Source organism: Streptomyces sp. NRRL S-455 (genome assembly GCF_000717875.1).
GTDB lineage: Bacteria > Actinomycetota > Actinomycetes > Streptomycetales > Streptomycetaceae > Streptomyces.
In genome coordinates this window covers 140,981-162,393 of record NZ_JOCT01000004.1, presented here as the reverse complement: position 1 = coordinate 162,393, position 21,413 = coordinate 140,981, and the positions used below count along the sequence as shown (strand labels likewise).

At 72.4% G+C, this 21,413-nt stretch carries 22 protein-coding genes; 15 read left to right on the top strand and 7 right to left on the bottom strand.

Annotated features, from left to right (window positions below):
• Positions 1 to 147 precede the first annotated feature (147 nt).
• From IE97_RS0106345 to IE97_RS0106325, 5 genes are all read left to right on the top strand, one after another.
• Positions 148 to 342 (top strand): hypothetical protein, encoded by a 195-nt coding sequence (locus tag IE97_RS0106345; protein WP_003992731.1) that lies wholly within the window; start codon positions 148 to 150, stop codon positions 340 to 342.
• A gap of 266 nt (positions 343 to 608) precedes the next feature.
• A complete protein-coding gene (mshB, locus tag IE97_RS0106340) occupies positions 609 to 1,469 on the top strand; it encodes an N-acetyl-1-D-myo-inositol-2-amino-2-deoxy-alpha-D-glucopyranoside deacetylase (RefSeq protein ID WP_030232589.1) in 861 nt (286 codons plus the stop codon).
• The gene (locus IE97_RS0106335) at positions 1,466 to 1,876 is read left to right on the top strand and encodes a DUF6113 family protein (RefSeq protein ID WP_030232585.1); all 411 of its coding nucleotides are present in this window, start codon (positions 1,466 to 1,468) and stop codon (positions 1,874 to 1,876) included. The genes mshB and IE97_RS0106335 overlap by 4 nt, the downstream gene beginning before the upstream one ends.
• 194 nt (positions 1,877 to 2,070) lie before the next feature.
• Entirely contained in the window at positions 2,071 to 4,635 is a 2,565-nt protein-coding gene (locus IE97_RS41950) for a hypothetical protein (protein ID WP_030232582.1), read from the top strand.
• 266 nt (positions 4,636 to 4,901) lie between these two features.
• Positions 4,902 to 7,328, top strand: coding sequence for a SpoIIE family protein phosphatase (locus IE97_RS0106325; RefSeq protein ID WP_030232579.1), 2,427 nt, complete (start codon positions 4,902 to 4,904; stop codon positions 7,326 to 7,328).
• A gap of 59 nt (positions 7,329 to 7,387) precedes the next feature.
• Here IE97_RS0106325 and IE97_RS0106320 read toward each other — a convergent pair whose 3' ends face one another.
• The gene (locus IE97_RS0106320; protein ID WP_030232574.1) at positions 7,388 to 8,239 is read right to left on the bottom strand and encodes a transglutaminase-like domain-containing protein; all 852 of its coding nucleotides are present in this window, start codon (positions 8,237 to 8,239) and stop codon (positions 7,388 to 7,390) included.
• A gap of 30 nt (positions 8,240 to 8,269) precedes the next feature.
• Positions 8,270 to 9,292, bottom strand: a complete 1,023-nt coding sequence (locus tag IE97_RS0106315; protein ID WP_030232570.1) for a GNAT family N-acetyltransferase — start codon at positions 9,290 to 9,292, stop codon at positions 8,270 to 8,272.
• Positions 9,293 to 9,432: 140 nt separating this feature from the next.
• On the opposite strand from IE97_RS0106315, the gene fdxA reads away from it, so the two are divergent.
• The gene (fdxA, locus tag IE97_RS0106310) at positions 9,433 to 9,750 is read left to right on the top strand and encodes a ferredoxin (protein WP_004926152.1); all 318 of its coding nucleotides are present in this window, start codon (positions 9,433 to 9,435) and stop codon (positions 9,748 to 9,750) included.
• Between the two features lie 128 nt (positions 9,751 to 9,878).
• Positions 9,879 to 10,970, top strand: a complete 1,092-nt coding sequence (locus tag IE97_RS0106305) for a bifunctional succinyldiaminopimelate transaminase/glutamate-prephenate aminotransferase (protein WP_030232566.1) — start codon at positions 9,879 to 9,881, stop codon at positions 10,968 to 10,970.
• 113 nt (positions 10,971 to 11,083) lie between these two features.
• On the opposite strand, the gene IE97_RS0106300 is transcribed toward IE97_RS0106305, so the two are convergent.
• Both IE97_RS0106300 and IE97_RS0106295 read right to left on the bottom strand, forming a co-directional pair.
• Positions 11,084 to 11,524, bottom strand: a complete 441-nt coding sequence (locus tag IE97_RS0106300; RefSeq protein WP_030232563.1) for a hypothetical protein — start codon at positions 11,522 to 11,524, stop codon at positions 11,084 to 11,086.
• Between the two features lie 354 nt (positions 11,525 to 11,878).
• Complete coding sequence (locus IE97_RS0106295; protein WP_030232561.1) at positions 11,879 to 12,862, bottom strand: hypothetical protein; 984 nt, start codon at positions 12,860 to 12,862, stop codon at positions 11,879 to 11,881.
• A gap of 85 nt (positions 12,863 to 12,947) precedes the next feature.
• Between IE97_RS0106295 and dapE the strand changes: the two genes are divergently transcribed.
• Positions 12,948 to 14,027 (top strand): succinyl-diaminopimelate desuccinylase, encoded by a 1,080-nt coding sequence (gene dapE / locus IE97_RS0106290; RefSeq protein WP_030232559.1) that lies wholly within the window; start codon positions 12,948 to 12,950, stop codon positions 14,025 to 14,027.
• A gap of 119 nt (positions 14,028 to 14,146) precedes the next feature.
• Positions 14,147 to 14,905: a TIGR00730 family Rossman fold protein gene (locus tag IE97_RS0106285; protein WP_030232557.1), complete on the top strand. Its 759-nt coding sequence runs from the start codon at positions 14,147 to 14,149 to the stop codon at positions 14,903 to 14,905.
• A gap of 103 nt (positions 14,906 to 15,008) precedes the next feature.
• On the opposite strand, the gene folP is transcribed toward IE97_RS0106285, so the two are convergent.
• Positions 15,009 to 15,869, bottom strand: a complete 861-nt coding sequence (gene folP / locus IE97_RS0106280) for a dihydropteroate synthase (RefSeq protein WP_030232556.1) — start codon at positions 15,867 to 15,869, stop codon at positions 15,009 to 15,011.
• A gap of 174 nt (positions 15,870 to 16,043) precedes the next feature.
• On the opposite strand from folP, the gene IE97_RS0106275 reads away from it, so the two are divergent.
• Positions 16,044 to 16,427 carry a DivIVA domain-containing protein gene (locus tag IE97_RS0106275; protein WP_030232554.1) on the top strand — a complete coding sequence of 128 codons (384 nt, stop codon included), beginning with the start codon at positions 16,044 to 16,046 and terminating at the stop codon, positions 16,425 to 16,427.
• A complete protein-coding gene (locus IE97_RS0106270; protein WP_030232551.1) occupies positions 16,424 to 17,026 on the top strand; it encodes a DNA-3-methyladenine glycosylase I in 603 nt (200 codons plus the stop codon). The genes IE97_RS0106275 and IE97_RS0106270 overlap by 4 nt, the downstream gene beginning before the upstream one ends.
• Before the next feature lie 77 nt (positions 17,027 to 17,103).
• On the opposite strand, the gene IE97_RS0106265 is transcribed toward IE97_RS0106270, so the two are convergent.
• Positions 17,104 to 17,907 (bottom strand): enoyl-CoA hydratase/isomerase family protein, encoded by an 804-nt coding sequence (locus tag IE97_RS0106265; protein ID WP_030232549.1) that lies wholly within the window; start codon positions 17,905 to 17,907, stop codon positions 17,104 to 17,106.
• A 65-nt stretch (positions 17,908 to 17,972) separates the two neighbouring features.
• Here IE97_RS0106265 and IE97_RS41945 point away from each other — a divergent pair, with 65 nt between their 5' ends.
• Together IE97_RS41945 and IE97_RS39905 are read left to right on the top strand one after the other, a co-directional pair.
• Positions 17,973 to 18,137: a hypothetical protein gene (locus IE97_RS41945; protein ID WP_158708243.1), complete on the top strand. Its 165-nt coding sequence runs from the start codon at positions 17,973 to 17,975 to the stop codon at positions 18,135 to 18,137.
• 152 nt (positions 18,138 to 18,289) lie between these two features.
• On the top strand, positions 18,290 to 18,457 hold the full coding sequence (locus IE97_RS39905) for a DUF3117 domain-containing protein (protein ID WP_003966491.1): 168 nt from the start codon (positions 18,290 to 18,292) through the stop codon (positions 18,455 to 18,457).
• Positions 18,458 to 18,575: 118 nt separating this feature from the next.
• Here the strand turns inward: IE97_RS39905 and IE97_RS0106255 are convergent, their stop codons facing one another.
• Positions 18,576 to 19,274: an O-methyltransferase gene (locus tag IE97_RS0106255; RefSeq protein WP_324605834.1), complete on the bottom strand. Its 699-nt coding sequence runs from the start codon at positions 19,272 to 19,274 to the stop codon at positions 18,576 to 18,578.
• 234 nt (positions 19,275 to 19,508) lie between these two features.
• Between IE97_RS0106255 and sigE the strand changes: the two genes are divergently transcribed.
• Both sigE and IE97_RS0106240 read left to right on the top strand, forming a co-directional pair.
• Positions 19,509 to 20,207: an RNA polymerase sigma factor SigE gene (gene sigE, locus IE97_RS0106250; RefSeq protein WP_037834883.1), complete on the top strand. Its 699-nt coding sequence runs from the start codon at positions 19,509 to 19,511 to the stop codon at positions 20,205 to 20,207.
• Positions 20,204 to 21,220: an anti-sigma factor family protein gene (locus IE97_RS0106240; protein ID WP_030898362.1), complete on the top strand. Its 1,017-nt coding sequence runs from the start codon at positions 20,204 to 20,206 to the stop codon at positions 21,218 to 21,220. Before sigE ends, IE97_RS0106240 begins: the two co-directional genes overlap by 4 nt.
• The last annotated feature ends 193 nt before the right edge of the window (positions 21,221 to 21,413 follow it).

Genomic DNA, 21,413 nt, shown 5'->3' with positions numbered 1-21,413 from the left:
TGTGCGGCCGTGCGCCGAGCGATGCGGCGGACGGATAGTTATGATCAATGTCGCATAGTGGGTATGAACCTGCTTGCTGCTGTACGGATTTAATGCCCCCATAGCCCGACCCCCCGCGCCCCTGTGGATCTTTGGAGGTGAGCCGCCGTGGCACTCTCGATTTCGGCGGTGGTGCTGCTGGCGATCATCGTCTTCCTGCTGATCAAGAAGTCGGGCCTGAAGGCGGGGCATGCGATCGTCTGCATGCTGCTCGGCTTCTACCTCGCCTCCTCGACCGTCGCTCCCACGATCAGCGAGTTGACGACGAACATCGCGGGCATGATCGGCAGCATCAAGTTCTGAGCGTGGTGCCTTCCGGCCGGGGCCCCGAGGGAAGTGGCGGGACCCGGCCGGAGGCCATGCCTCATCCGTCCCGAGGTCCGGTTTCCCCTAGTCGGGCCTCGTAAGCCTGGAGGGCCGCCGGTCAGCCCTCGACCGCGTACGGCACGAAGCCGGCCCACGGCGAGGACGTCACCATCGGTGAGTGGACCATCTCCACGAGCGGCCTGCCGCGCTACGACGCCCCAGGGCGTGACGACCTGCGCCCCGGCGCCTCATAGGCTGGTCCCATGACGGAACTGCCCTCCCGTCGTCTCCTGCTGGTGCACGCGCACCCGGACGACGAGTCGATCAACAACGGCGCGACCATGGCCAGGTACGCGGCCGAGGGTGCCCACGTCACCCTGGTCACCTGCACCCTCGGCGAGCGCGGCGAGGTCATCCCGCCCGATCTGGCCCACCTGGCCGGTGCCGCCCTGGGCCAGCACCGGCGCAGCGAGCTCAGCGCCGCCATGGCCGAGCTGGGCGTCCAGGACTTCCGGCTGCTCGGCGGCGCCGGACGTTACAGCGACTCAGGGATGATGGGGCTGCCCGACAACGACGACCCCGCCTGCTTCTGGCAGGCCGACGTCGACGAGGCCGCGGCACACCTCGTCGAGGTGATCCGCGAGGTGCGCCCCCAGGTCCTCGTCACCTACGACGACAACGGCGGCTACGGCCATCCCGACCACATCCAGGCCCACCGGGTCGCCATGCGCGCCGCCGAACTGTCCGCCGAGTCCGGATGGAAGATCCCGAAGGTCTACTGGAACCGGGTTCCCCGGCCCGTTGTGGAGCAGGCCTTCACCCGGCTCCAGGAGGACCTGCCCGGTCTGCCCTTCACCAAGTCGGCCGCCGTCGACGACGTGCCGGGCGTCGTGGCCGACGAGCGGATCACCACCGTCGTGGACGGCAGCGCCCACGCCGCCGCCAAGGCCGCCGCGATGCGTGCCCACGCCACCCAGATCACCGTGGCCGAGCCGTACTTCGTGCTGTCCAACGAACTCGCTCAGCCGCTCCTCACCACGGAGTACTACGAACTGGTGCGGGGCGAGCGGGGCTCCGACGAGCGGGAGACGGACCTGTTCGCCGGTGTGGAGGAGGTCTCATGAACGACCGGAGCCCGATGCTCGCCCAGCCGCTGCGGCCGCCGTCCGTCGGACGGGCCGCCGCCTTCCTGGGGCTCTTGCTGCTCGGGGCCGTGGTCGGCGCCGCCGGGGCGCTGGTGCAGCCGGGGTGGTTCCCGGGCGGGCTGCTGCTCGCCCTCGCCGGTGTGGCGGGGCTCGTGCTGGGCGCCGCACGGCTCACCCGCAGCCGGGCCGGGGGCGTCGCGGCCGCCGCGGGCTGGATGCTCGCCGTCATCCTGCTCACCGCCAGCCGCCCCGAGGGAGACTTCCTCTTCGCCGCGGGAAGCGGCTCCTACCTCTTCCTGCTCGGCGGCATCGTCATTGCTGTGATCTGCGCCACCCTCGGTCCGGGGCGGCAACCGGGCAGCGATCCCGTCCGACTTGGCAAGTGACGTACCACTTCGCCAGAACGTGCGCGTGGGGGTCCGGTGTGAGTTTCCCCAGCGGTCACGGGATACGGGTGAGAAGTGGCCAGTATGGTGGTGGGCGCCGCCGAGCCTCCCCCAAGCACTCGACTTCGCTCGTGCAGGGGGGACCCCCATCGTGAGGTTGTGACGGGCGGCGGAGCCAACCGGGAGAACCTGCCTTGAGTCGTGAAACTGACACTCCGTCCTCCGGGCCCAACGGGCGCGGCGGAGCCGCCTACCCGTCGGGTACGCCGCCGTACGGGATTCCGGCGGTCTCCGACAGCGGTACGGACGCGGGCCGTTCGGCCACGCGGCCGGAGGAACGCAAGACCGAGACCACGCTGACGACCCGGATCCGGATCAACATCCCCGGCTCCCGGCCCATTCCGCCGGTGGTGGTGCGCAAGCCCGTCACGGACGCGGAGAGCGCGGGCGACACCGGTACGCGCGCCGAGGAGTCGACGCCGCCGGGTGCCGCCACGTCCCGGGGCACGGGCACGGTCGAGCCTCCCGCCGAGTCCGCTCAGTCGGCCGATGACAAGCCGGCCAGCGACTGGTTCGCGCCCCGCAAGTCCGGTCCGGGCAAGGGCGGTCAGGGCGGCGGCTCCACCAACGGTGCCGGTCTGCCGGGCGGTTCCGGTCCGGGTGGGCCTGGTCCGGCCGGCGCGGGGGCGTCCGGTGGGGCGCGACCGGGCACCGGGCGGCCTGGCGGCGTGGTCGGCTCCATGAGCGCGCCCGGCGGTTCCCGGTCCGGCGGCACGAACGGCTCCGGGCTGCCGGGCGGCGCGACCGGTGGTCCCGTCGCGCCCGGGCACGGTGGCGGCACCGGCTCCTTCGACGTCACCGAGGCGCTGGCGGCGGGCCCGCTGGGCAACGGTTCGCGTCCCGCCCCGGGCGGTGGCGGTGAGGAGCCGCGCCGGGACGACCTGCCGTACTTCGCGGAGAACGGCGGTGGCCCGAGCGGACAGAGCGGAACGAACGGTCAGGGTGGCTACGGCGGCCCGGGCGCTCCCCACGGCTTCGGCGAGGCCGAGGGGTCCCGTGGCTCCGGAAGCCGGGGTCCTGCCGGCCCGACCGGCGGTCCGGTCACCGGGGACGGTCCGATGGTGCCGTCGGCGGGTGGGCCCGGTGGCCGCAGCGGGCCCGGTGGCCCGGGTCGAGCCGGTGACTTCGACGAGCCCGGTGGCCCGGGCCGAGCCGGTGACTTCGACGAGGCCGGTGGGCCCGGGGCTCCTGGTGGCCCCGGAGGCTTTGCCGGGCCGGGCGGGCCTGGTGCCCCCAGTGGGCCTGGTCCCTTCAACGCGCCGGGTGGCCCGGGCCGAGCCGGTGACTTCGACGAGCCCGGTGGCCCTGGCACCGCCGGCCGCCCCGTCGCTTTCCAGCGGCCCGGCGGTGGTGACCCCGCGGGCTCCAGCGCGCCGGGCGCCCCCGGCATCTTCAACGGTCCGGGCAAGCCCGGCGGCCCTGGTGCCTTCACCGACCCCACCGGCCCCGGCGGCCCCGGCACCGCGACCACCGGCCCGGGCGCAGCAGGCACCGGCGGCGGCATGAGTGACGACACCGCCATCCTCACCCCGCAGAAGCCGGCTCCCGAACCCCCGGACGGCCAGGGCTACGGTGGCCCCCGCCACGACAACGTCTCCGGACACACCGTCACCAGCGGCATCCCCGTCGTACCGCCCGGCGCGGCCTCGCCCTTCGGCCCTGGCGCGTCCGGCGACGGCCCGGCGCCCCACACGGCCCCGAAGCCGCCCGAGCCGGCCTCCCCGTCCCCGGCGAGCTCCTCGAAGGCGCCGAAGAAGAAGGGCCGCAACAAGCTCGTGCTGCTCGCGGCGGGCGTGGTCGTGGCCGCCGGTGGCGTCTACGGCGCCGGACTGCTGATGAACCGCACCGACGTGCCCAAGGGCACCACCGTGCTCGGCGTCGACATCGGCGGCACGACTCGCGACGGCGCGGTCAAGAAGCTCGACGAGGCCTTCGACGGCAACATGGGCAAGCCGCTGAAGCTGTCGGTGGACGGCAGGACCGTGTCCCTCGACCCGGACAAGGCCGGACTCCAGTTCGACATGGACGCCACGGCCGACGCGGCGGCGAAGAGCGACTACAACCCGGTCTCCGTCATCGGCTCCCTCTTCGGCAACCACCGCGTGGTCACACCCGTCATGCCCGTCGACGAGGAGAAGCTGCACGCGTCCCTCGAGAACGCGGCGGGCGGTGGCGGCTCGGCGAGCGACGGCACGATCAAGTTCGAAGGCGGCAAGGCCGTCCCCGTGTACGGCAAGGCGGGCAAGGGCGTCGACGTCGCCAAGTCGACCGCCGCGATCGAGGAGGCGTACCGCACCCAGGTGGAGACCGGCGCGGCCGGCACGGTGAACCTCCCGACCACCACCCGCCGGCCGACCGTCTCGAACGCCGAGGTCGACCGGGTGCTGAAGGACTTCGCGCAGCCCGCGATGTCCGCCAAGGCCATCGTGCAGACCGACCCGGCGCACAGCATTCCGTTCGGCGCGTTGTCGCTGCCGAAGATCCTCGGGTTCAAGGCCGTCGACGGCAAGCTCGTGGACACCTACAACCTGGAGGCGCTCAAGGAGGCGTACGGCACGACCTTCGACGGTGTGCAGATCGAGACCGCGAGCGGAAAGCGCGACGTGCTGCCGCAGGACGTCGTCACCGCGCTGCGCAAGGCACTGCGCGGCAAGACGACGGCGGAGCGCACCGTGGTCATCGACACCAAGCCGAACTGACCTCCGGCCGGCCGACGTACGAGAGCCCCAGCCCGGGTGAGTGAGGGCTGGGGCTCTCGCCGTCACCTGGCGGCATGACGTCCGTCATCCGGCACTTCGGACGCCCGCGCCCAGGGTGGGTGCCGCCGACCTGCCATGAGGACCCATTCGCACATATCTGTCACCCTTGATGTCTAGTGTCGTAAGAGATGAAGGTGCGGCGAACCTCGGGTTCGGGGCGCTCCCGGGCAGACGGACGCGGGGCGGGAGTGAGGCGAGATGAGGTCATGACCGGATCCGCGTCCGCCCGGGACGAGGGCCCGTCGAGCGCCTGGTCGCCGGCAGATGTCGACGAGGCGGCCACTGCCAGGGCCGTCGTCGATGGTCACGGTGTCGTGACCGCGTGGAACGAAGGGGCCCGGCGGCTGCTCGGATACCGGGCCGGCGAAGTGGTCGGCCGGCCCGCGGCCCGGCTGCTCGCGGACGCCGCCGACGCTCAGGTGCCGGCCTCGCTGACCGGCCTGCCAAGGTGGAGCGGGACGGCCAGGCTGCTGCACCGGGACGGTCACCGCCTCGCCGTCGGGCTGCTGGCCCATCACCGGGAGAACGACGGGGACGACGACTGGCTGCTGGTGTCACCGGTCGCCCGTCCGGAACCGACGCCCGAGGGTGATGCGTTCGTGCGGCGTGGATTCGCGCAGGCTCCCTACTCCATGGCCCTGTACGACGCCGGACTGCGGTTGCGCTGGGCGAACGCGGACATGGAACGGGTGATCGGCCTGCCCGAGGCGGAGATGCGCGGGCTGCGGGTGACGGAGATCGTCCTCGACCCGGAGAGCGAGCGGGCTGAGGAGGGCATGCGGGCCGCGCTGCGGACCGGTCGTCTCCAGGAGCTGGGAGCCGCGCTGCACCTCGCCGGTCACGAACGGGAGAGCGTGTGGTCGGTGTCCCTCGTCCCGGTGCGGGACGCCGACGGGCGGCGAGCCGACGGTGTCCTGCTGTCGGCGCACGACGTGACGGAGCAGTACCTCGCACGGCAGCGACTGGTCCTGGTCGACGACGCCAGCCTGCGGATCGGCAGCACCCTGGACCTGCCCCGTACCGCTCAGGAACTGGCCGACGTGGCCGTCCCGCGGTTCGCGGACTTCGTCACAGTCGATCTCCTGCCCGCGATCGAAGGGGGTGAGGACCCCCCGCAGGGCTCACCGCACGGGCCGGTGATGCTGCGGCGGGTCGCCTCCCAGTCGGTTCTGGAGGGCCTCCCCGAAACCGTGGTGCCGCACGGGACGGTGGCCGCCTATCCGGAGGGCTCCACCGCGGCGGTCTGCCTGGCCGCGGGGCGGCCGATCATCGAGCACATCACGCCCGCCGCCCTGGAGGAACTGGACCGGACGGCCCCGCATCGGGCCGAACGGATGCGGCGGTTCGGTTTCCATTCGGTGCTGGCGGTGCCCATGCGCGCGCGGGGCCTCACCTTGGGAGTGGCCACGTTCTCCCGCCACCGACGGCCCCAGCGCTTCGAGCAGGACGATCTGCTGCTGGGCCAGGAGATCACCGCCCGCGCCGCCGTGTGCATCGACAACGCCCGGCGCTACACCCGCGAGCGCGACACCTCCCTCACCCTGCAGAACAGCCTGCTGCCACAGCGTCTCCCCGAGCAGGCGGCCCTGGAGGTCGCCTCCCGCTATCTGCCCGCCAGCGCCCGGGCCGGTGTGGGCGGCGACTGGTTCGACGTCATTCCGCTCTCCGGTGCCCGGGTCGCTCTGGTCGTCGGCGACGTCGTGGGCCACGGCATCCAGGCCTCGGCGACCATGGGGCGGCTGCGCACCGCCGTACGCACCCTGGCAGATGTCGACCTGCCCCCCGACGAGTTGCTGACCCACCTCGACGACCTGGTCAACCGCCTGGCGGGCCAGGAAGCCCCCCTGGGCCTGCCCGACGGCGACGTCGGCGCCACCTGCCTCTACGCCGTGTACGACCCGGTCTCCCGCTGCTGCACGATCGCCCGCGCGGGTCACCCCGTGCCCGCCCTCGTGGCGCCTGACGGCACCGTCGAGTTCCTGGAGGTTCCGGCAGGGCCTCCCCTCGGTCTGGGCAGCCTGCCCTTCGAGTCGACCGAGCTGGAGCTGGCCGAGGGCAGTCTGCTCGTCCTCTACACGGACGGGCTCGTCGAGACCCGCGGCCGTGACATCGACGAGGGGATCGCCGCGATGCGCGAGGTGCTGCGGCGACCGGCTCCTGATCTGGAGGCCACCTGCGACGCCTTGCTGCGCGCCCTGCTCGTGGAACGCCCCTCCGACGACGCGGCGCTCCTGGTGGCGCGCACGCGAGCCCTCGACGCGTCCCACGTGGCGAGCTGGCCGGTGTCGCCGGATCCCGCCGCGGTCGCCGAGACCCGCAAGGCCGCCTGCAGGCAACTGTCCGAGTGGGGTCTCGACCATGCCGGGTTCATCACCGAGCTGGTCGTCAGCGAACTGGTCACCAACGCCATCCGGCACGCCCGGCCCCCCATCGAGCTGAGACTGATCTACGACCGCACGCTCATCTGTGAAGTCTCCGACGGCAGCACGACCGCACCCCACCTGCGCCGGGCCCGTACCTTCGACGAAGGCGGACGCGGACTGCTCCTCGTCGCGCAGCTCACCCAGGGCTGGGGCACCCGTCAGCTCCCCGAAGGAAAGATCATTTGGGCGGAGCAGTCACTTCCGTCCTAGAAACGGGCGGTGAGAAACCGGGCCGAGGCGGTCCGGGTCGCACGAGAACACGGCCGCGGTCAGTTCAACATGGCCCTGGCCGCCGACGCCTCCCCCCGCACCCCCTCGGCCGCGGACGCGTCCACCGCCCCGACCACCTCCGCATAGGCCTCCAGCTCCAGAGCCCCGCCGAGGAAATCCCCCCGCCGCACCAGCAACTGCGCCCGCTCGTACCGCAGCCGAGCCGGATGCGACGGCAGCAGCAACGACAGCTCCACCGCCCACAGCGCCACATCCGACCGCTCGGGCCGGGCCGCGGCCCACGCCCGCACGTTGTTCAGAATCCGCAGCACCACATCCAGTGGATCAGCGGGCCGCAACATCGACGGCTCCAGCCGAGTCCCCGTCGCCCCCACCACCAGCAACTCCGCGTCCGCCCCGGTCAGCACCCGCCCACCGTCGAACGGGTCGGCCAGCACCCGCCCCTCGTCGGCCCCGAACCCGACCACGAAATGCCCCGGCAGCGCCACCCCGTACACCGGCGCCCCGGCCCGCCGGGCCACCTCCATCCACACCACGGACAGCAGGATCGGCAGCCCACGACGCCGCCGCAGCACCTCGTGCAGCAGTGAGGACTCCAGCCGCCGGTAGTCGGCCGGAGTGCCGTGGTAGCCCAGCCGGTCACCGAGCAGCTCCCGCAGGGCGACCGCCCACGCCCGCGGCCCCCCGGGCCGGTACGGCAGCAGCCCGGCCAGCCGGTCCAGCTCGACCTGCGCCGCGTCCAGGCCCGCCTCGTCCAGCCCGCCGTCCGCCTCCGCGCCCACCAGCAGGCACAGCGTCGACAGATCGGGCCGCTCGGAGCGGGCCTCTTCGGCGAACCGCCGCCGCAGCTCGGCGGAGCGTTCCGGGGGCGGGGGGTACGGGGGACGCATGACTGGCTGGTGCCCTCTCACGACGATCGGCTACCCGGGCGTTCCGGTGCCGCCGGCATCCGGCGCCCGGTAGTGGTGGTAGGCGTGGTGCGCGGCGAAGCCCATCCCGGCGTACAACGCCCGCGCTCCCTCATTGTCGGCCTCGACCTGGAGCCACGCCGCCGAGGCCCCCTCGTCGAGTGCCCGCCGGGCCAGCGCCGCCATCACGGCCGTGCCCACGCCCTGCCGACGCAGCGCCGGATCGACCTCGACCGCGGCGAACCCGGCCCACCGCCCGTCCACGACACACCGCCCGATGGCGGCCGGAGGAGCCCCCTCCACCGCGCCCGGCACGGTCGCGAACCACACCGACGGCCCGCCCCGGAGCACCCGCAGCGCCACCTCACTCACACCCTTGCGCCGGTAGCGGGCCAGCCACGCCCCGTCCGCCTCCCGGGACAGCACGACCCCCGACGGATCGGCGCGGTCGGCGACCGGTGCGAGCGGTCCGGTCCACAGTTCGGCGGTCACCTCCCGCACCCAGCCCCGGTCCTCCAGCTGGGCACAGAGCAGCTCCTGCGTGCCCTCGGCCCCGGTCGCGGTCTGGACGTAGGCGGGCAGCCCGCGCTCGCCGTACCAGCGCCGCACGGTGTCGAGCGCCTCGTCGAGCGGCACACCCGGGTCACCGAGCGGCAGCACCGAGTTGGCCCGCCGCGTGAATCCGGAGGCGGCCCGCAGCTCCCACGCGCCGAGCCGCTCGCTCTCCACGGGGGGCCAGGCCCGCGCGGCGACCCGGGCCAGTTCCTCGTAGGAGGCGGCAGGGCCCCGGCGACGCGCCGGGGCGGAGGGCACCACCTTGCCCGCGACCAGCGCGGATTCCGCGATGCGGACGCTCTCGCCGCCCTTCCGTGTGATCAGCAGCACACCCTTGTCCCATGATGTGAGAACACCGACCGTGTCGGTGAACTTCTCACCCGGAGCCCCATGTTCGATCAAGCTCCGCACGGAGACCCGTTTTCCCACGTCAGCAGCGGTGATACGGACCTCGAGTCGCCCGGCGGCAGAGATTTCCACAGGTCAGTTCACCCCTCCTGTTCGGATCATGCCCAGGAACGGAGATACTAGGGGCGGGCATCGACGACGCCGCGCTCCCGCGCGCCAGGCGGCGGAGCCTGAGGAGGCCCGCCAGCGCCCTATCGAGGAGGAACGACAGCGTGACCTACGTCATCGCGCAGCCTTGTGTCGACGTCAAGGACAAGGCGTGCATCGAGGAGTGCCCGGTCGACTGCATCTACGAGGGCCAGCGGTCCTTGTACATCCACCCGGACGAATGCGTCGACTGTGGTGCCTGCGAGCCGGTCTGCCCGGTCGAGGCGATCTTCTACGAGGACGACACCCCGGAGGAGTGGAAGGACTACTACAAGGCGAACGTCGAGTTCTTCGACGAGCTCGGCTCGCCCGGCGGCGCCAGCAAGCTGGGGCTGATCGAACGCGACCACCCCTTCATCGCCGCGCTGCCGCCGCAGGCCTAGTCACCTCGAGCGGCCCGCACACCGTGCCGCCTCGGTCCCGTACGGCCCGATCACGTCCTGGTCGCCGCACGGGGCCGGGGCGTTTGCCGTACGACGGCTCGTGCGAACCAGAAAGTGAGCCAGAACCCGTGTCCGCAGTCTCCGACCGCCTTCCCACCTTCCCCTGGGACAAGCTGACGCCGTTCAAGGCCACGGCCGCCGCCCATCCGGACGGCATCGTGGACCTGTCCGTCGGTACCCCGGTCGACCCGGTCCCCGAGCTGATCCAGAAGGCGCTGGTGGCCGCCGCCGACTCGCCGGGTTATCCGACCGTCTGGGGCACGCCCGAGCTGCGCGACGCGATCACCGGCTGGGTGGAACGCCGCCTCGGCGCCCGGGACGTCACCCACCGCCACGTCCTGCCGATCGTCGGCTCCAAGGAGCTCGTCGCCTGGCTCCCGACCCAGCTCGGCCTCGGCCCCGGCGACCGGGTGGCCCACCCGCGCCTCGCCTACCCGACGTACGAGGTCGGCGCCCGCCTGGCCCGCGCCGCGTACGAGGTCTACGACGACCCGACGGAGCTGGACCCCGAGGGCCTGAAGCTCCTCTGGCTGAACTCCCCGTCGAACCCCACCGGCAAGGTCCTGCCGAAGGCGGAGCTCACCCGGATCGTCGCCTGGGCCCGCTCGCACGGCATCCTGCTCTTCTCCGACGAGTGCTACCTGGAGCTGGGCTGGGAGGCCGACCCGGTCTCGGTGCTGCACCCCGACGTCAACGGCGGCTCCTACGACGGCATCGTCGCCGTCCACTCCCTGTCCAAGCGCTCGAACCTCGCCGGCTACCGCGCGGCCTTCCTGGCCGGTGACCCGGCCGTCCTCGGCCCGCTCCTGGAGATCCGCAAGCACGGCGGCATGATGACGTCCGCACCGACGCAGGCGGCGGTCGTGGCGGCCCTGGGCGACGACGACCACGTCCGCGTCCAGCGGGAGCGCTACGCCGCCCGCCGCGAGCTCCTGCGCGAGGCGCTCCTCTCCCACGGCTTCCGCATCGAGCACAGCGAGGCCAGCCTCTACCTGTGGGCCACCAGGGGCGAATCCTGCTGGGACACGGTCGCCCACCTGGCGGAGCGAGGCATCCTCGTGGCGCCGGGCGACTTCTACGGCGAGGCGGGCGCGGAGTTCGTCCGGGTCGCCCTGACGGCGACGGACGAGAGGGTCGCGGCGGCGGTGCGACGCCTGTAGCCGCCGTGGGCACGGGTCCCACCCAGCCGCATCCACCTGCGGCACCCACCCGGACACAGACCGAAGGGGTCCAGGGAAACACCCTGGACCCCTTCGGCGGCCACCGCCCGGCGTCAGCCGACCGGCAGCCCCTTCGTCGGCAGCGAGCCCTTGCCCGGGCCCTTCGCCAGGGAGTTCGTGGGCAGACCCCCCTGGGCGGAACCGGCCGTCTCGCCGACGAGCTGTCCGGCGGAACCGGCCGCGTCACCGGCCGCCTTCTGCGCGGCGGGCGTGGCCTGCTTGACCGTCTTGCCGCCGATCTTGCCCGCGGACGGCACCGCCTTCTTGACCGTCTTGCCGCCGGTGTCGCCCGCGGACTTGGTGACGTCCCGCGCCGTGCCGTCGACGGTGTTGCCGACGCTCGCCCCGTCCAGGGCGGTCAGACCGCCGAGGTTCGGGTTGGCCGGCAGCTCGGGGGCCGCGCTGGCGGAGCCGGCCGCGCCGACCCCGGCAGCCGCTCCGGCAGCGACGATCAGCGCGGCACGGGCGATCCGGCGGGTCAGGGGGAGGGACATGGTGCTCCTTCGACGGAGAGAACAGTGAGGTTCGTGAGAGGTCCGACTGGCTCCGGGGCTGACCGACTGGCTGTTGGCCGCCCCCGGATCGGACGCAGTGACTACCGCTCGAACCCCGCGAAGGTTGCGGCGTCGAAACGTAAAGAATTGGCAATGCGTCGCATAATCGGTGTGGACAAACGGGCAATAACACCCCCGCCGGAGCGCCTGCCGAATCCTTCAACCCCTTGGCCCCCAAGGATTCTCAGGGCTTCCCGGGCGCGGGCCCGAAAGCCGGCGCGCACCGACGCGGCCGAGCCGCACACGCAACCCCCACGGGGGAAGTCCCGCACCCCTGCGCGGTAGTGCCACGGCCTAGCGCATGGTGACGATACGGACGGCGTCCGTGTCCCGTTCCCCGCCGGCGGTGCCCTTGGCCGAGGCGGCCCGCCACTCGCTTGCGGTGTTCCCGGCGACCCACTCCCGCCCCGCGTACGTGACGCGCGCGATGTGCAGCTCGGAAGCGTTGGCCACGGCCCAGTGCGCCAGTTGCCAGCCACGCCGCCCGGCGTCGCGCCCGGTGGCGGAACCGGTGTCCTCGGTCACCGGCAACGTCACGGTCCGCCCGCCGGACCCGCCCGAACCGCTCGGGGACGGCGCCGGAGTGGCCGCGGAGGAGCCGCCCGCCTGGGCACCGGCCGGCACCAGCACATCACGCCCGAAGTCCCGCACCAGCGCGGCACGCACCCCGTCCGGGCCGGTCGCCCGGGTCGCGGCCGGACGGCCCTCGCAGGTCAGCGTGGCGGCGGACTGCCCGGTGAGCGCCGCGGCGAGCAGCGCCGCGTCCGGCTCGTGCTTGGCGTAGGCCTGCGGGAACCCGCTGCGCTGCACGCGCTGCGCGGCGACGGTGAGCGGCAGCCGCGTGTAGCCGGGCACCTTGACCAGGTGGTCGTAGAACTCACCGGCCGAGTACGACGGGTCCATGATCTCCTTCGGCGTGCCCCAGCCCTGCGAGGGCCGCTGCTGGAACAGGCCGAGGGAGTCCCGGTCGCCGTGGCTGATGTTGCGCAGGGCCGACTCCTGCAGCGCGGTCGCCAGCGCGATGGTCACGGCCCGTTCCGGCAGGCCCCGCCCGGTACCGACGGCCGTGATCGTGGCCGCGTTCACCGCCTGCTCGGGAGTGAACTCGTACGACGCTCCGTCGCCCTTTCCGGAGACGACCTTGCAGCCCGGACCACCGGTGCCTCCGGTGACGTACTGCACGACGAGGTAACCGGCGACCGCGAGCAGGATCACGAACGCGGATCCGGCTCGGAAGAGGCGGCCACGACGCTTGGGAGTGGGGGACGGCTCAGGCACGACGTACAAAATACTGGAGAGTACCGAGTGCCCTGGGCCGGATGCGCACAGTGGGCCCCGAACCTGGCGCGTTAGGGTCGACGCCATGGCCGACACCTCGCTTGACCTCACGCTGGACGCCGCGCGGCTCACCGCCCGGCTCGTCGACTTCCGCTCCGAGAGCGGCACCGAGAAGCCGCTGGCGGACGCCATCGAGACAGCGCTGCGCGCGCTGCCCCACCTGACGGTCGACCGGTACGGCAACAACGTCGTGGCCCGGACGAACCTGGGCCGCTCGGAGCGGGTGATCCTGGCCGGCCACATCGACACCGTCCCGATCGCGGACAACGTCCCCTCCCGGCTCGACGAGGACGGCGTCCTGTGGGGCTGCGGCACCTGCGACATGAAGTCGGGCGTGGCCGTGCAGCTGCGCATCGCGGCCACGGTCCCGGCCCCCAACCGCGACCTGACCTTCGTGTTCTACGACAACGAAGAGGTCGCCGCGGAGCTGAACGGCCTCAAGCACGTCGCCGAGACCCGCCCCGACTGGCTGGCGGGCGACTTCGCGGTCCTCCTGGAACCCTCGGACGGCCAGGTCGAGGGCGGCTGCCAGGGCACCCTGCGGGTGCTGCTGAAGACCACGGGCGAGCGGGCCCACTCGGCCCGCGGCTGGATGGGCTCCAACGCCATCCACGCCGCCGCCCCGATCCTCGCCCGCCTCGCCTCCTACGAGCCGCGCTGGCCGGTGATCGACGGCCTGGAGTACCGCGAGGGCCTGAACGCGGTCGGCATCAGCGGGGGAGTGGCCGGCAACGTCATCCCCGACGAGTGCGTCGTCACCGTCAACTTCCGCTACGCCCCCGACCGCACGCCCGAGGAGGCCGTCGCCCACGTCCGCGAGGTCTTCGCGGACTGCGGGGTGGAGGAGTTCGAGGTGGTCGACCACAGCTCCGCGGCGATGCCCGGTCTGTCCCATCCGGCGGCGAAGGCGTTCATCGAGGCGGTCGGCGGCACCCCGATGCCCAAGTACGGCTGGACGGACGTCTCCCGCTTCTCGGCCCTGGGCGTCCCGGCGGTCAACTACGGCCCGGGCAACCCCCACTTGGCGCACAAGCGGGACGAGCGCGTGGAGATCGCGAAGATCCTCGCGGGCGAGGAGCGGCTGCGGAACTGGCTGACCGCCTGACCCCGCCGGGACGCCATCGTGTTTACGGCGCTCCAACGCGGACATGCTCAGGTCCCTCGTTCGTAACCCGCGTAGATCTACGCTGAGGCGGAACGACCGGCACGACGGAGGGAGCGCACATGGCGACCGGCAACCCCGAGGGGAAGCAGCAGCCGCCGGAGGAAAAGCGCCTGGGCCCGGTCCTCCAGAGGCGGGACCAGGTGCAGGCCAGCACCACCGACCAGCGGCTGCTGGACGAGCGAGCCCCCTCCGACTGGGTCCACACCGACCCCTGGCGTGTGCTGCGCATCCAGTCGGAGTTCATCGAGGGCTTCGGCACGCTCGCCGAACTCCCGCCCGCGATCAGTGTGTTCGGCTCGGCCCGGACCCCGGCGGACTCACCCGAGTACGAGGCGGGCGTCCGGCTGGGCCGGGGCCTGGTCGACGCGGGCTTCGCGGTCATCACGGGCGGCGGCCCGGGCGCGATGGAGGCGGCCAACAAGGGCGCCGTCGAGGCGAGCGGCATCTCGGTCGGCCTCGGCATCGAGCTGCCGTTCGAGCAGGGGCTGAACCAGTACGTCGACATCGGCCTGAACTTCCGCTACTTCTTCGTCCGGAAGATGATGTTCGTCAAGTACGCCCAGGGCTTCGTCGTCCTGCCCGGCGGCCTCGGCACCCTGGACGAACTCTTCGAGGCCCTCACCCTCGTCCAGACCCAGAAGGTCACCCGCTTCCCCATCGTCCTCTTCGGCACCGAGTACTGGGGCGGTCTGGTCGACTGGCTCCGCAAGACGGTCATCGCGCAGGGGAAGGCGGCGGAGAAGGACCTGCTGCTGTTCCACGTGACGGACGACGTGGACGAGGCGGTGGCACTGGTGTCCAAGGAGGCGGGCCGCTAGAGGGCCTTCGGGCCGGGCTTCTTGCCCGACCGCTTCGGGTGGCGGGTGGTCACAGGTCCGGGGGTCCAGGGGGCGAAGCCCCCTGGTACCTCAGCTCAACGCCTCAGGCCAGCCCACGCCGGGCAACCGCAGGCTCCCGCCACCCCGCGATCGCCGCGACCATCTCCAGCACCTGCCGCGTCTCCGCGACCTCGTGCACCCGGTACACCTGCGCCCCCAGCCACGCGGACACCGCGGTCGTGGCCAGAGTCCCCACCACCCGCTCCTTCACGGGCCGGTCCAACGTCTCTCCGACGAAGTCCTTGTTGGACAGCGACACCAGCACCGGCCACCCCGTGGCGACCATCTCGCCCAGCCGCCGCGTCGCCTCCAGGCTGTGCCGCGTGTTCTTCCCGAAGTCATGCCCCGGATCGATCATGATCGACTCCCGCGGCACCCCCAGCCCCACCGCCCGCTCGGCCAGTCCGACCGTCACCTCCAGGATGTCGGCCATGACATCGTCGTACTCGGTCCGATGCGGCCGGGTCCGCGGCTCCGCACCTCCCGCGTGCGTACACACCAGCCCCACGCCGTAGCGCGCGGCGACCTCCGCGAGCCCCGGGTCCGCCCCGCCCCACGCGTCGTTCAGCAGGTCCGCCCCCGCCTCGCAGACGGCCTCTCCCACCTCGGCCCGCCAGGTGTCCACGCTGATGATCACGTCCGGGAAGCGCCGCCGCACCTCCGCCACGAAGCCGACCGTCCGCCGGGCCTCCTCCTCGGCCGTGACCTCCTCGCCCGGTCCGGCCTTGACCCCGCCGATGTCGACGATCGCCGCGCCGTCGGCCACCGCCTGCTCCACGCGCGCGAGCGCCGGCTCGTCACGGAAGGTCGCCCCCTGGTCGTAGAAGGAGTCCGGCGTCCGGTTCACGATCGCCATGACCACCGGCTCGTGCGGCTCGAATTCCCGCCTGCCCAGCCTGAGCATCCGCTGTGACCTTCCCTGGTACGTCCCGTCTTCCGCCGCCTGCGACCCTAACCGCCGCCATCACATGGCACGATCGGAGCCTGACAACATCCGACTTCGAGGACTCAGCGGACTCCGGACCTCCGAGCCTTCGAGGACACCGAGACATCCGACCGTGGGGGCTCCGCGATGGTTATGTTCCTGTTCCTGGTCGTCGCGCTCGCCGTCGTGGTCGCCGCGGTGACCCTCGCCGTGGTGGGCGGCGGCGAGAACGGCCCGCTGCCCGAGGCCGCCCCCGAGCGGCTGCGGGACCCGCTGCCCCCGGACCGCCCGGTCGACCGCGCTGACGTGGAGGCCCTCCGCTTCCCGCTGGCCGCCCGCGGCTACCGCATGGCGGACGTGGACGACGCCCTCAGCCGCCTGGGTGCCGAGCTCGCCGAACGCGACGCCCGCATCGCCGACCTGGAGTCCGCGCTGGCCGGAGCCCGGGAGGCCTCCGCCCACGGCCCGGTGCGCGCGTCCGGGGAGAACCACGTGTCCATGGACAAGCCCGCCCCGCGCCCGGAGGACCGACCGTGAGTGACGGCACCGCCCTGGCCGGCCCGGACGGCGGGCTGCGCTGCCCCTGGGCCCTGTCCGCCCCCGAGTACGTGACGTACCACGACGAGGAGTGGGGCCGCCCGGTCCACGGCGACGACGCGCTCTACGAGCGCCTGAGCCTGGAGGCCTTCCAGTCCGGCCTGTCCTGGATCACGATCCTGCGCCGCCGCCAGGGCTTCCGCGCCGCCTTCGCCGACTTCAAGATCGCGTCCGTGGCCGCGTTCACCGACGCGGACCGCGAGCGCCTCCTGGCCGACACCGGCATCATCCGCAACCGCGCCAAGATCGACGCGACCCTCGCCAACGCCCGCGTGCTGGCCGAGTGGGCCCCGGGCGAACTGGACGGACTGATCTGGTCCCACGCCCCCGCCCCGACGTCCCGTCCGGCCCCGAAGACCCTCGCCGACGTCCCACCCGTCACCCCCGAGTCGACGGCCCTGTCCAAGGCCCTGAAGAAGCGGGGCCTGCGGTTCGTCGGCCCGACCACGGCGTACGCGCTGATGCAGGCGTGCGGCCTGGTCGACGATCACTTGGAAACATGCGTGGCGAGAAGCGCCCCGTCGGGGGCGCGGGGCTGAGTCGACTTGCGGCTCCGCCGCGTGGGCGCGACCAGCCACATGGACCCCGCAGTCCCCGACGGCGCCGGCCCCCGGGCTCAGCGGCCCAGATACTTCGGCTTCTCCTTGTTGACGAAGGCCTGAACCGCGATCGCGTGATCCTCGGAAGACCCCGCCCGGGTCTGCAGCTCGTCCTCCTTCTCCAGGGTCTCCTCCAAGGAGTGCGTCAGCCCGAAGCCCACCGACTCCTTCAACGCCGCGTACGCCACCGTCGGCCCCTCGGCCAACGCGCGCGCCACCTTCTCGGCCTCCGCACGCAGCTCACCCCCCGGCACCAGCCGATTGGCGATACCCAGCTCGTAGGCCTCCTGAGCACTGATGCTCCGCGGGAAAAGCAGCAGGTCAGCTGCGCGCCCAGGACCGATCACCCGAGGCAGCGTCCAGGAGATCCCCGAGTCGGCGGTCAGTGCCACCCCGGCGAACGACGTGTTGAACGCGGCCGTGTCCGCCACGATCCGGTAGTCCGCCGCCAGCGCGAAGCCGAAGCCGGCCCCGGCCGCCACCCCGTTCACGGCGGCGACGACCGGCTTCGCCGCCCCGGCCAGCGCCCGCACGATCGGGTTGTAGTGCTCCCGGACCGTGCTCATGGTCTGTCCCGAGCCCGCCTCACGGTCCTGGGCCAGCAGCCCGATGTGCTCCTTGAGGTCCTGCCCGACGCAGAACGCCCGGTCACCGGCTGCGGTCAGCAGCACCGCCCGCACGGCGGCGTCGCCCGCAGCGGACTCGACCGCCTCCCGCAGGGCGACCTTGGTCGCCACGTTCAGCGCGTTCATCGCCTCCGGGCGGTTCAGCGTGATCGTCGCGAGCCCGTCGCTCACCTCGTAGAGCACGGTGTCGGCCATGACGTATCCCCTCCGTGTCGCGGCTCGAGGACGTACCGGCCGGTACGTCCCCTCCGCAGGACAGCATGACCGAGATCGGCGTGCGGGGACCGGACCGGACGTGTGACCTGCGTCAAACAAATCCGGTCCGTCTTCGTCAGGCGGATACGTGTGCGGTGGCGGAGTATCGCAGCCTCATCGCCGAATTGAGTGGTTTTGCTCGCGTGCGTTGCCCAAGCGATGCCGACTGATGTTGGTCATCGGGTCCTGGGATGCGGGATAATGGCTGGGAAGCAATGTGTTCGATGCCGGTGTCGCGTGTCCTGCCTCAAGGGCCGCACGTGTGCCCTTCTCAGGGCCGTCGGCTTTGGCGATGAGCTGGGTTTCAGGAAGGGGAACGAGCATGGCGGCCATGAAGCCGCGGACGGGTGATGGCCCGCTCGAGGTGACCAAGGAGGGGCGGGGCATCGTCATGCGCGTTCCGCTCGAAGGCGGCGGTCGGCTCGTCGTCGAGCTGACCCCGGACGAGGCCGACGCCCTGGGCGACGCCCTCAAGAAGGTCGTCGGCTGACGCGCAAGCGACCATACCCCTTCAGCTGCCCCGGCATCACATGAGGTGCCGGGGCGGCTGCTTTCTCACCGATGAACCTCGTCTGCCCCGGCTTCCGGCTTTCAGACGTGCCGGTCGGCTACCGTTTCACGGCGCACAGCAGTCCGTCGCCCACCGGCAGCAGGGACGGCACCATTTCCTGACTCTCGCGCACCGCGCGTAGCAGCTCCCGCAGCCGCAGCACCTCCGTGGGCTGCGGACCGGAGTCCACGGTCCGGCCGTTCGCGAAGGCGCCCTCGAAGACGACGAGCCCGCCGGGGCGCAGCAGCCGCAACGATTCGGCGAGGTAGTCCATGACCTCCAGCCGATCGCCGTCACAGAACACGAGGTCGTAGCCGGAGTCCGCGAGCCGCGGCAGCACGTCCAGGGCCCGGCCCGGGATGAAACGGGCGCGGTTGCTGGCGAAGCCGGAGAAGCGGAAGGCCTGGCGGGCGAACTGCTGGTGCTCCGGCTCGGAGTCCACGGTGGTCAGGACACCGTCGGGCCGCATACCGTGCAGGAGGTGGATCCCCGAGACGCCGCAGCCGGTGCCGATCTCGGCGACGGCCTTGGCATCGACGGAGGCCGCCAGCAGTCGCAGCGCGGCGCCCGTGCCGGGCGACACCGAGCGCAGCCCTGCCTCACGGGCCCGGTCGCGGGCCCAGCGCAGCGCGTCGTCCTCGGCGACATAGGCGTCGGCGAACGCCCAGCTCGTCTGCCGGTTGCCGGTAATGACCCTCTCCTGTCCCCGTGAATGCCTGGGCGTGACTGTATCCGTTGGGCACGGGAACCCGCAGATGGGACCGGTCGTTTAAAGGGATGAGCAAGTGGTGCCGGTCGTGACGGGGGGCAGGCGGTGGACCAGGACACCGAGCAAGTGCCGACGCAGCAGTACGAGGCGTATCAGCACAGATCAAAATCTCGTAAAACCGCTTATCCGGTCCTAACGGGCGAGGTGGCTATGGTAGGGGCTCCACTGGACACCACCAGAGCTGACAGGGGAGGTGCGGCTACGCCTGTGGATCGAGGAGGAGTGCTCCGGCGCTTCTTCGGATCGGCGGGCAGGCCGACATCCGTGAACGACACCGCTGACCACGGCCACGCCGCCGGCTTCGCCCAGACCGCGACCTTCACCACCGACGCGGACGGGCAGGCGTGGACTCCGCCCACGTGGGAGGAGATCGTCAGCACGCACAGCGGCCGGGTCTACCGGCTCGCCTACCGCCTGACCGGCAACCAGCACGACGCCGAGGATCTCACGCAGGAGGTCTTCGTCCGTGTCTTCCGCTCCCTGTCGACCTACACGCCCGGCACCTTCGAGGGCTGGCTGCACCGCATCACCACGAACCTGTTCCTGGACATGGTCCGCCGCAAGCAGCGCATCCGCTTCGACGCACTCGGCGAGGACGCGGCCGAGCGGCTGCCCAGCAAGGAGCCCACACCGCAGCAGGTCTTCAACGACGCCCACTTCGACGCCGACGTCCAGCAGGCCCTCGACACCCTCGCCCCCGAGTTCCGTGCCGCGGTCGTGCTGTGCGACATCGAAGGACTGTCGTACGAGGAGATCGCCGCGACCCTCGGAGTGAAGCTGGGCACGGTCCGTTCGCGGATCCACCGTGGCCGCTCCCAGCTGCGCAAGGCCCTCGCGCACCGTTCCCCGGAGGCGCGGGCCGAGCGCCGCTCCTTCGTGCCCCGTGTTCCCGCCCTGGGAGGAGGGGGCGCGAGCGCGTGAGCGGATCACGGCCGAAGTCTTCCGAGGGTCACCTCGCAGAGCAGCACCTGGGAGACCGACTCTCCGCCCTGGTGGACGGAGAGCTCGGTCATGACGCGCGCGAGCGCGTACTGGCGCATGTGGCCACCTGCCCGAAGTGCAAGGCGGAGGTGGACGCCCAGCGCCGGCTGAAGAGCGTCTTCGCTCAGGCGGCCCCGCCGCCCCCCTCCGAGAGCTTCCTGGCCCGCCTCCAGGGACTACCCGGGGGAGGTGACCCGGACGGCGACGGCTTGCCCCCGGGTGGGGGAGGGCTGCCCGGCGGACTGTCCGGACGGTTCGGTTCGTCCGGAGCCTTCGGAATGAAGCGCGGCGAGCGGTTCGAGTTCGGGTACGCCCCGGCCCGGCCGCACATCGCCGCGCTGCCGCCCTCGGACGACCGCGGCCTGCCTCCTGGCAGCAGGGGATTCCGTATCCATGACGTCGGCCGGCCCGAGTCCGACCGGTCCTCCTCGCGGCTGCGGTTCGCGTTCGCCGCCGCCGGGGCCGTGTCCCTGGCCGCGATCGCGCTGGGCGGTGTCACCACCGGCGCACCGGCCGACGCGGAGGCCCGCGGCGGCTCCGGCACGGGGAGTAACGTCACGCCGATGCGCACGCCGGGCACCGGCGCCGCGGCCCAGCCCGAGTCCCAGCGGCGCCGCGGTACGGGTCCGCTGATCGGACAGCTGCAAGGGCAGAGCGTGCTCGGCCACACCCCGGTCGCCCCGACCGAGGTGTCCGCACCGCTGCTGCCGGGCGTGCCGCACCCTGCCGCACAGCACGACGCCGTACACGCGCTGACCGCCCCGGTGGTGGCCGGCGCCGCCACCGTGTCCCCGCTGATACGCCCGCTCGAGGCCGCCCCGTCGGCCGCGCTGACCTCGTGGTCCGCGATCCCGAAAATCACGACACCCCTGCTCGCCGTGCCCCTCCCGGACCCGACCACACCCGCCTCTCCTTCCGTCTCCCCTTCCGCCTCCTCGGGTGCCGCTCGCTGACCGGCCCCTGCGCAGCGGCGCGCGAACCTGATTGAATCCGGGGGTGGCGCCCGCCGCCGGGGTAGGGCAGGGCGCCGATTCGACGAACCGCGGCACGCCGTCGAGCCGTGCCGCGGCTGTGGGGAGAACATGAACGAGGGGAAGCCGGCGAAAACCAAGTGGTGGAGCCGGCCACGGCTGGAAGGGCCTTCGC

Coding starts and splice junctions, on each gene's coding strand:
- mshB (WP_030232589.1), top strand. CDS start 609: ATGACGGAACTGCCCTCCCGTCGTCTCCTGCTGGTGCACGCGCACCCG.
- IE97_RS0106335 (WP_030232585.1), top strand. CDS start 1,466: ATGAACGACCGGAGCCCGATGCTCGCCCAGCCGCTGCGGCCGCCGTCC.
- IE97_RS0106325 (WP_030232579.1), top strand. CDS start 4,902: ATGACCGGATCCGCGTCCGCCCGGGACGAGGGCCCGTCGAGCGCCTGG.
- IE97_RS0106320 (WP_030232574.1), bottom strand. CDS start 8,239: ATGCGTCCCCCGTACCCCCCGCCCCCGGAACGCTCCGCCGAGCTGCGG.
- IE97_RS0106300 (WP_030232563.1), bottom strand. CDS start 11,524: ATGTCCCTCCCCCTGACCCGCCGGATCGCCCGTGCCGCGCTGATCGTC.
- dapE (WP_030232559.1), top strand. CDS start 12,948: ATGGCCGACACCTCGCTTGACCTCACGCTGGACGCCGCGCGGCTCACC.
- IE97_RS0106285 (WP_030232557.1), top strand. CDS start 14,147: ATGGCGACCGGCAACCCCGAGGGGAAGCAGCAGCCGCCGGAGGAAAAG.
- folP (WP_030232556.1), bottom strand. CDS start 15,869: ATGCTCAGGCTGGGCAGGCGGGAATTCGAGCCGCACGAGCCGGTGGTC.
- IE97_RS0106275 (WP_030232554.1), top strand. CDS start 16,044: ATGTTCCTGTTCCTGGTCGTCGCGCTCGCCGTCGTGGTCGCCGCGGTG.
- IE97_RS0106265 (WP_030232549.1), bottom strand. CDS start 17,907: ATGGCCGACACCGTGCTCTACGAGGTGAGCGACGGGCTCGCGACGATC.
- IE97_RS41945 (WP_158708243.1), top strand. CDS start 17,973: ATGACCGAGATCGGCGTGCGGGGACCGGACCGGACGTGTGACCTGCGT.
- IE97_RS39905 (WP_003966491.1), top strand. CDS start 18,290: ATGGCGGCCATGAAGCCGCGGACGGGTGATGGCCCGCTCGAGGTGACC.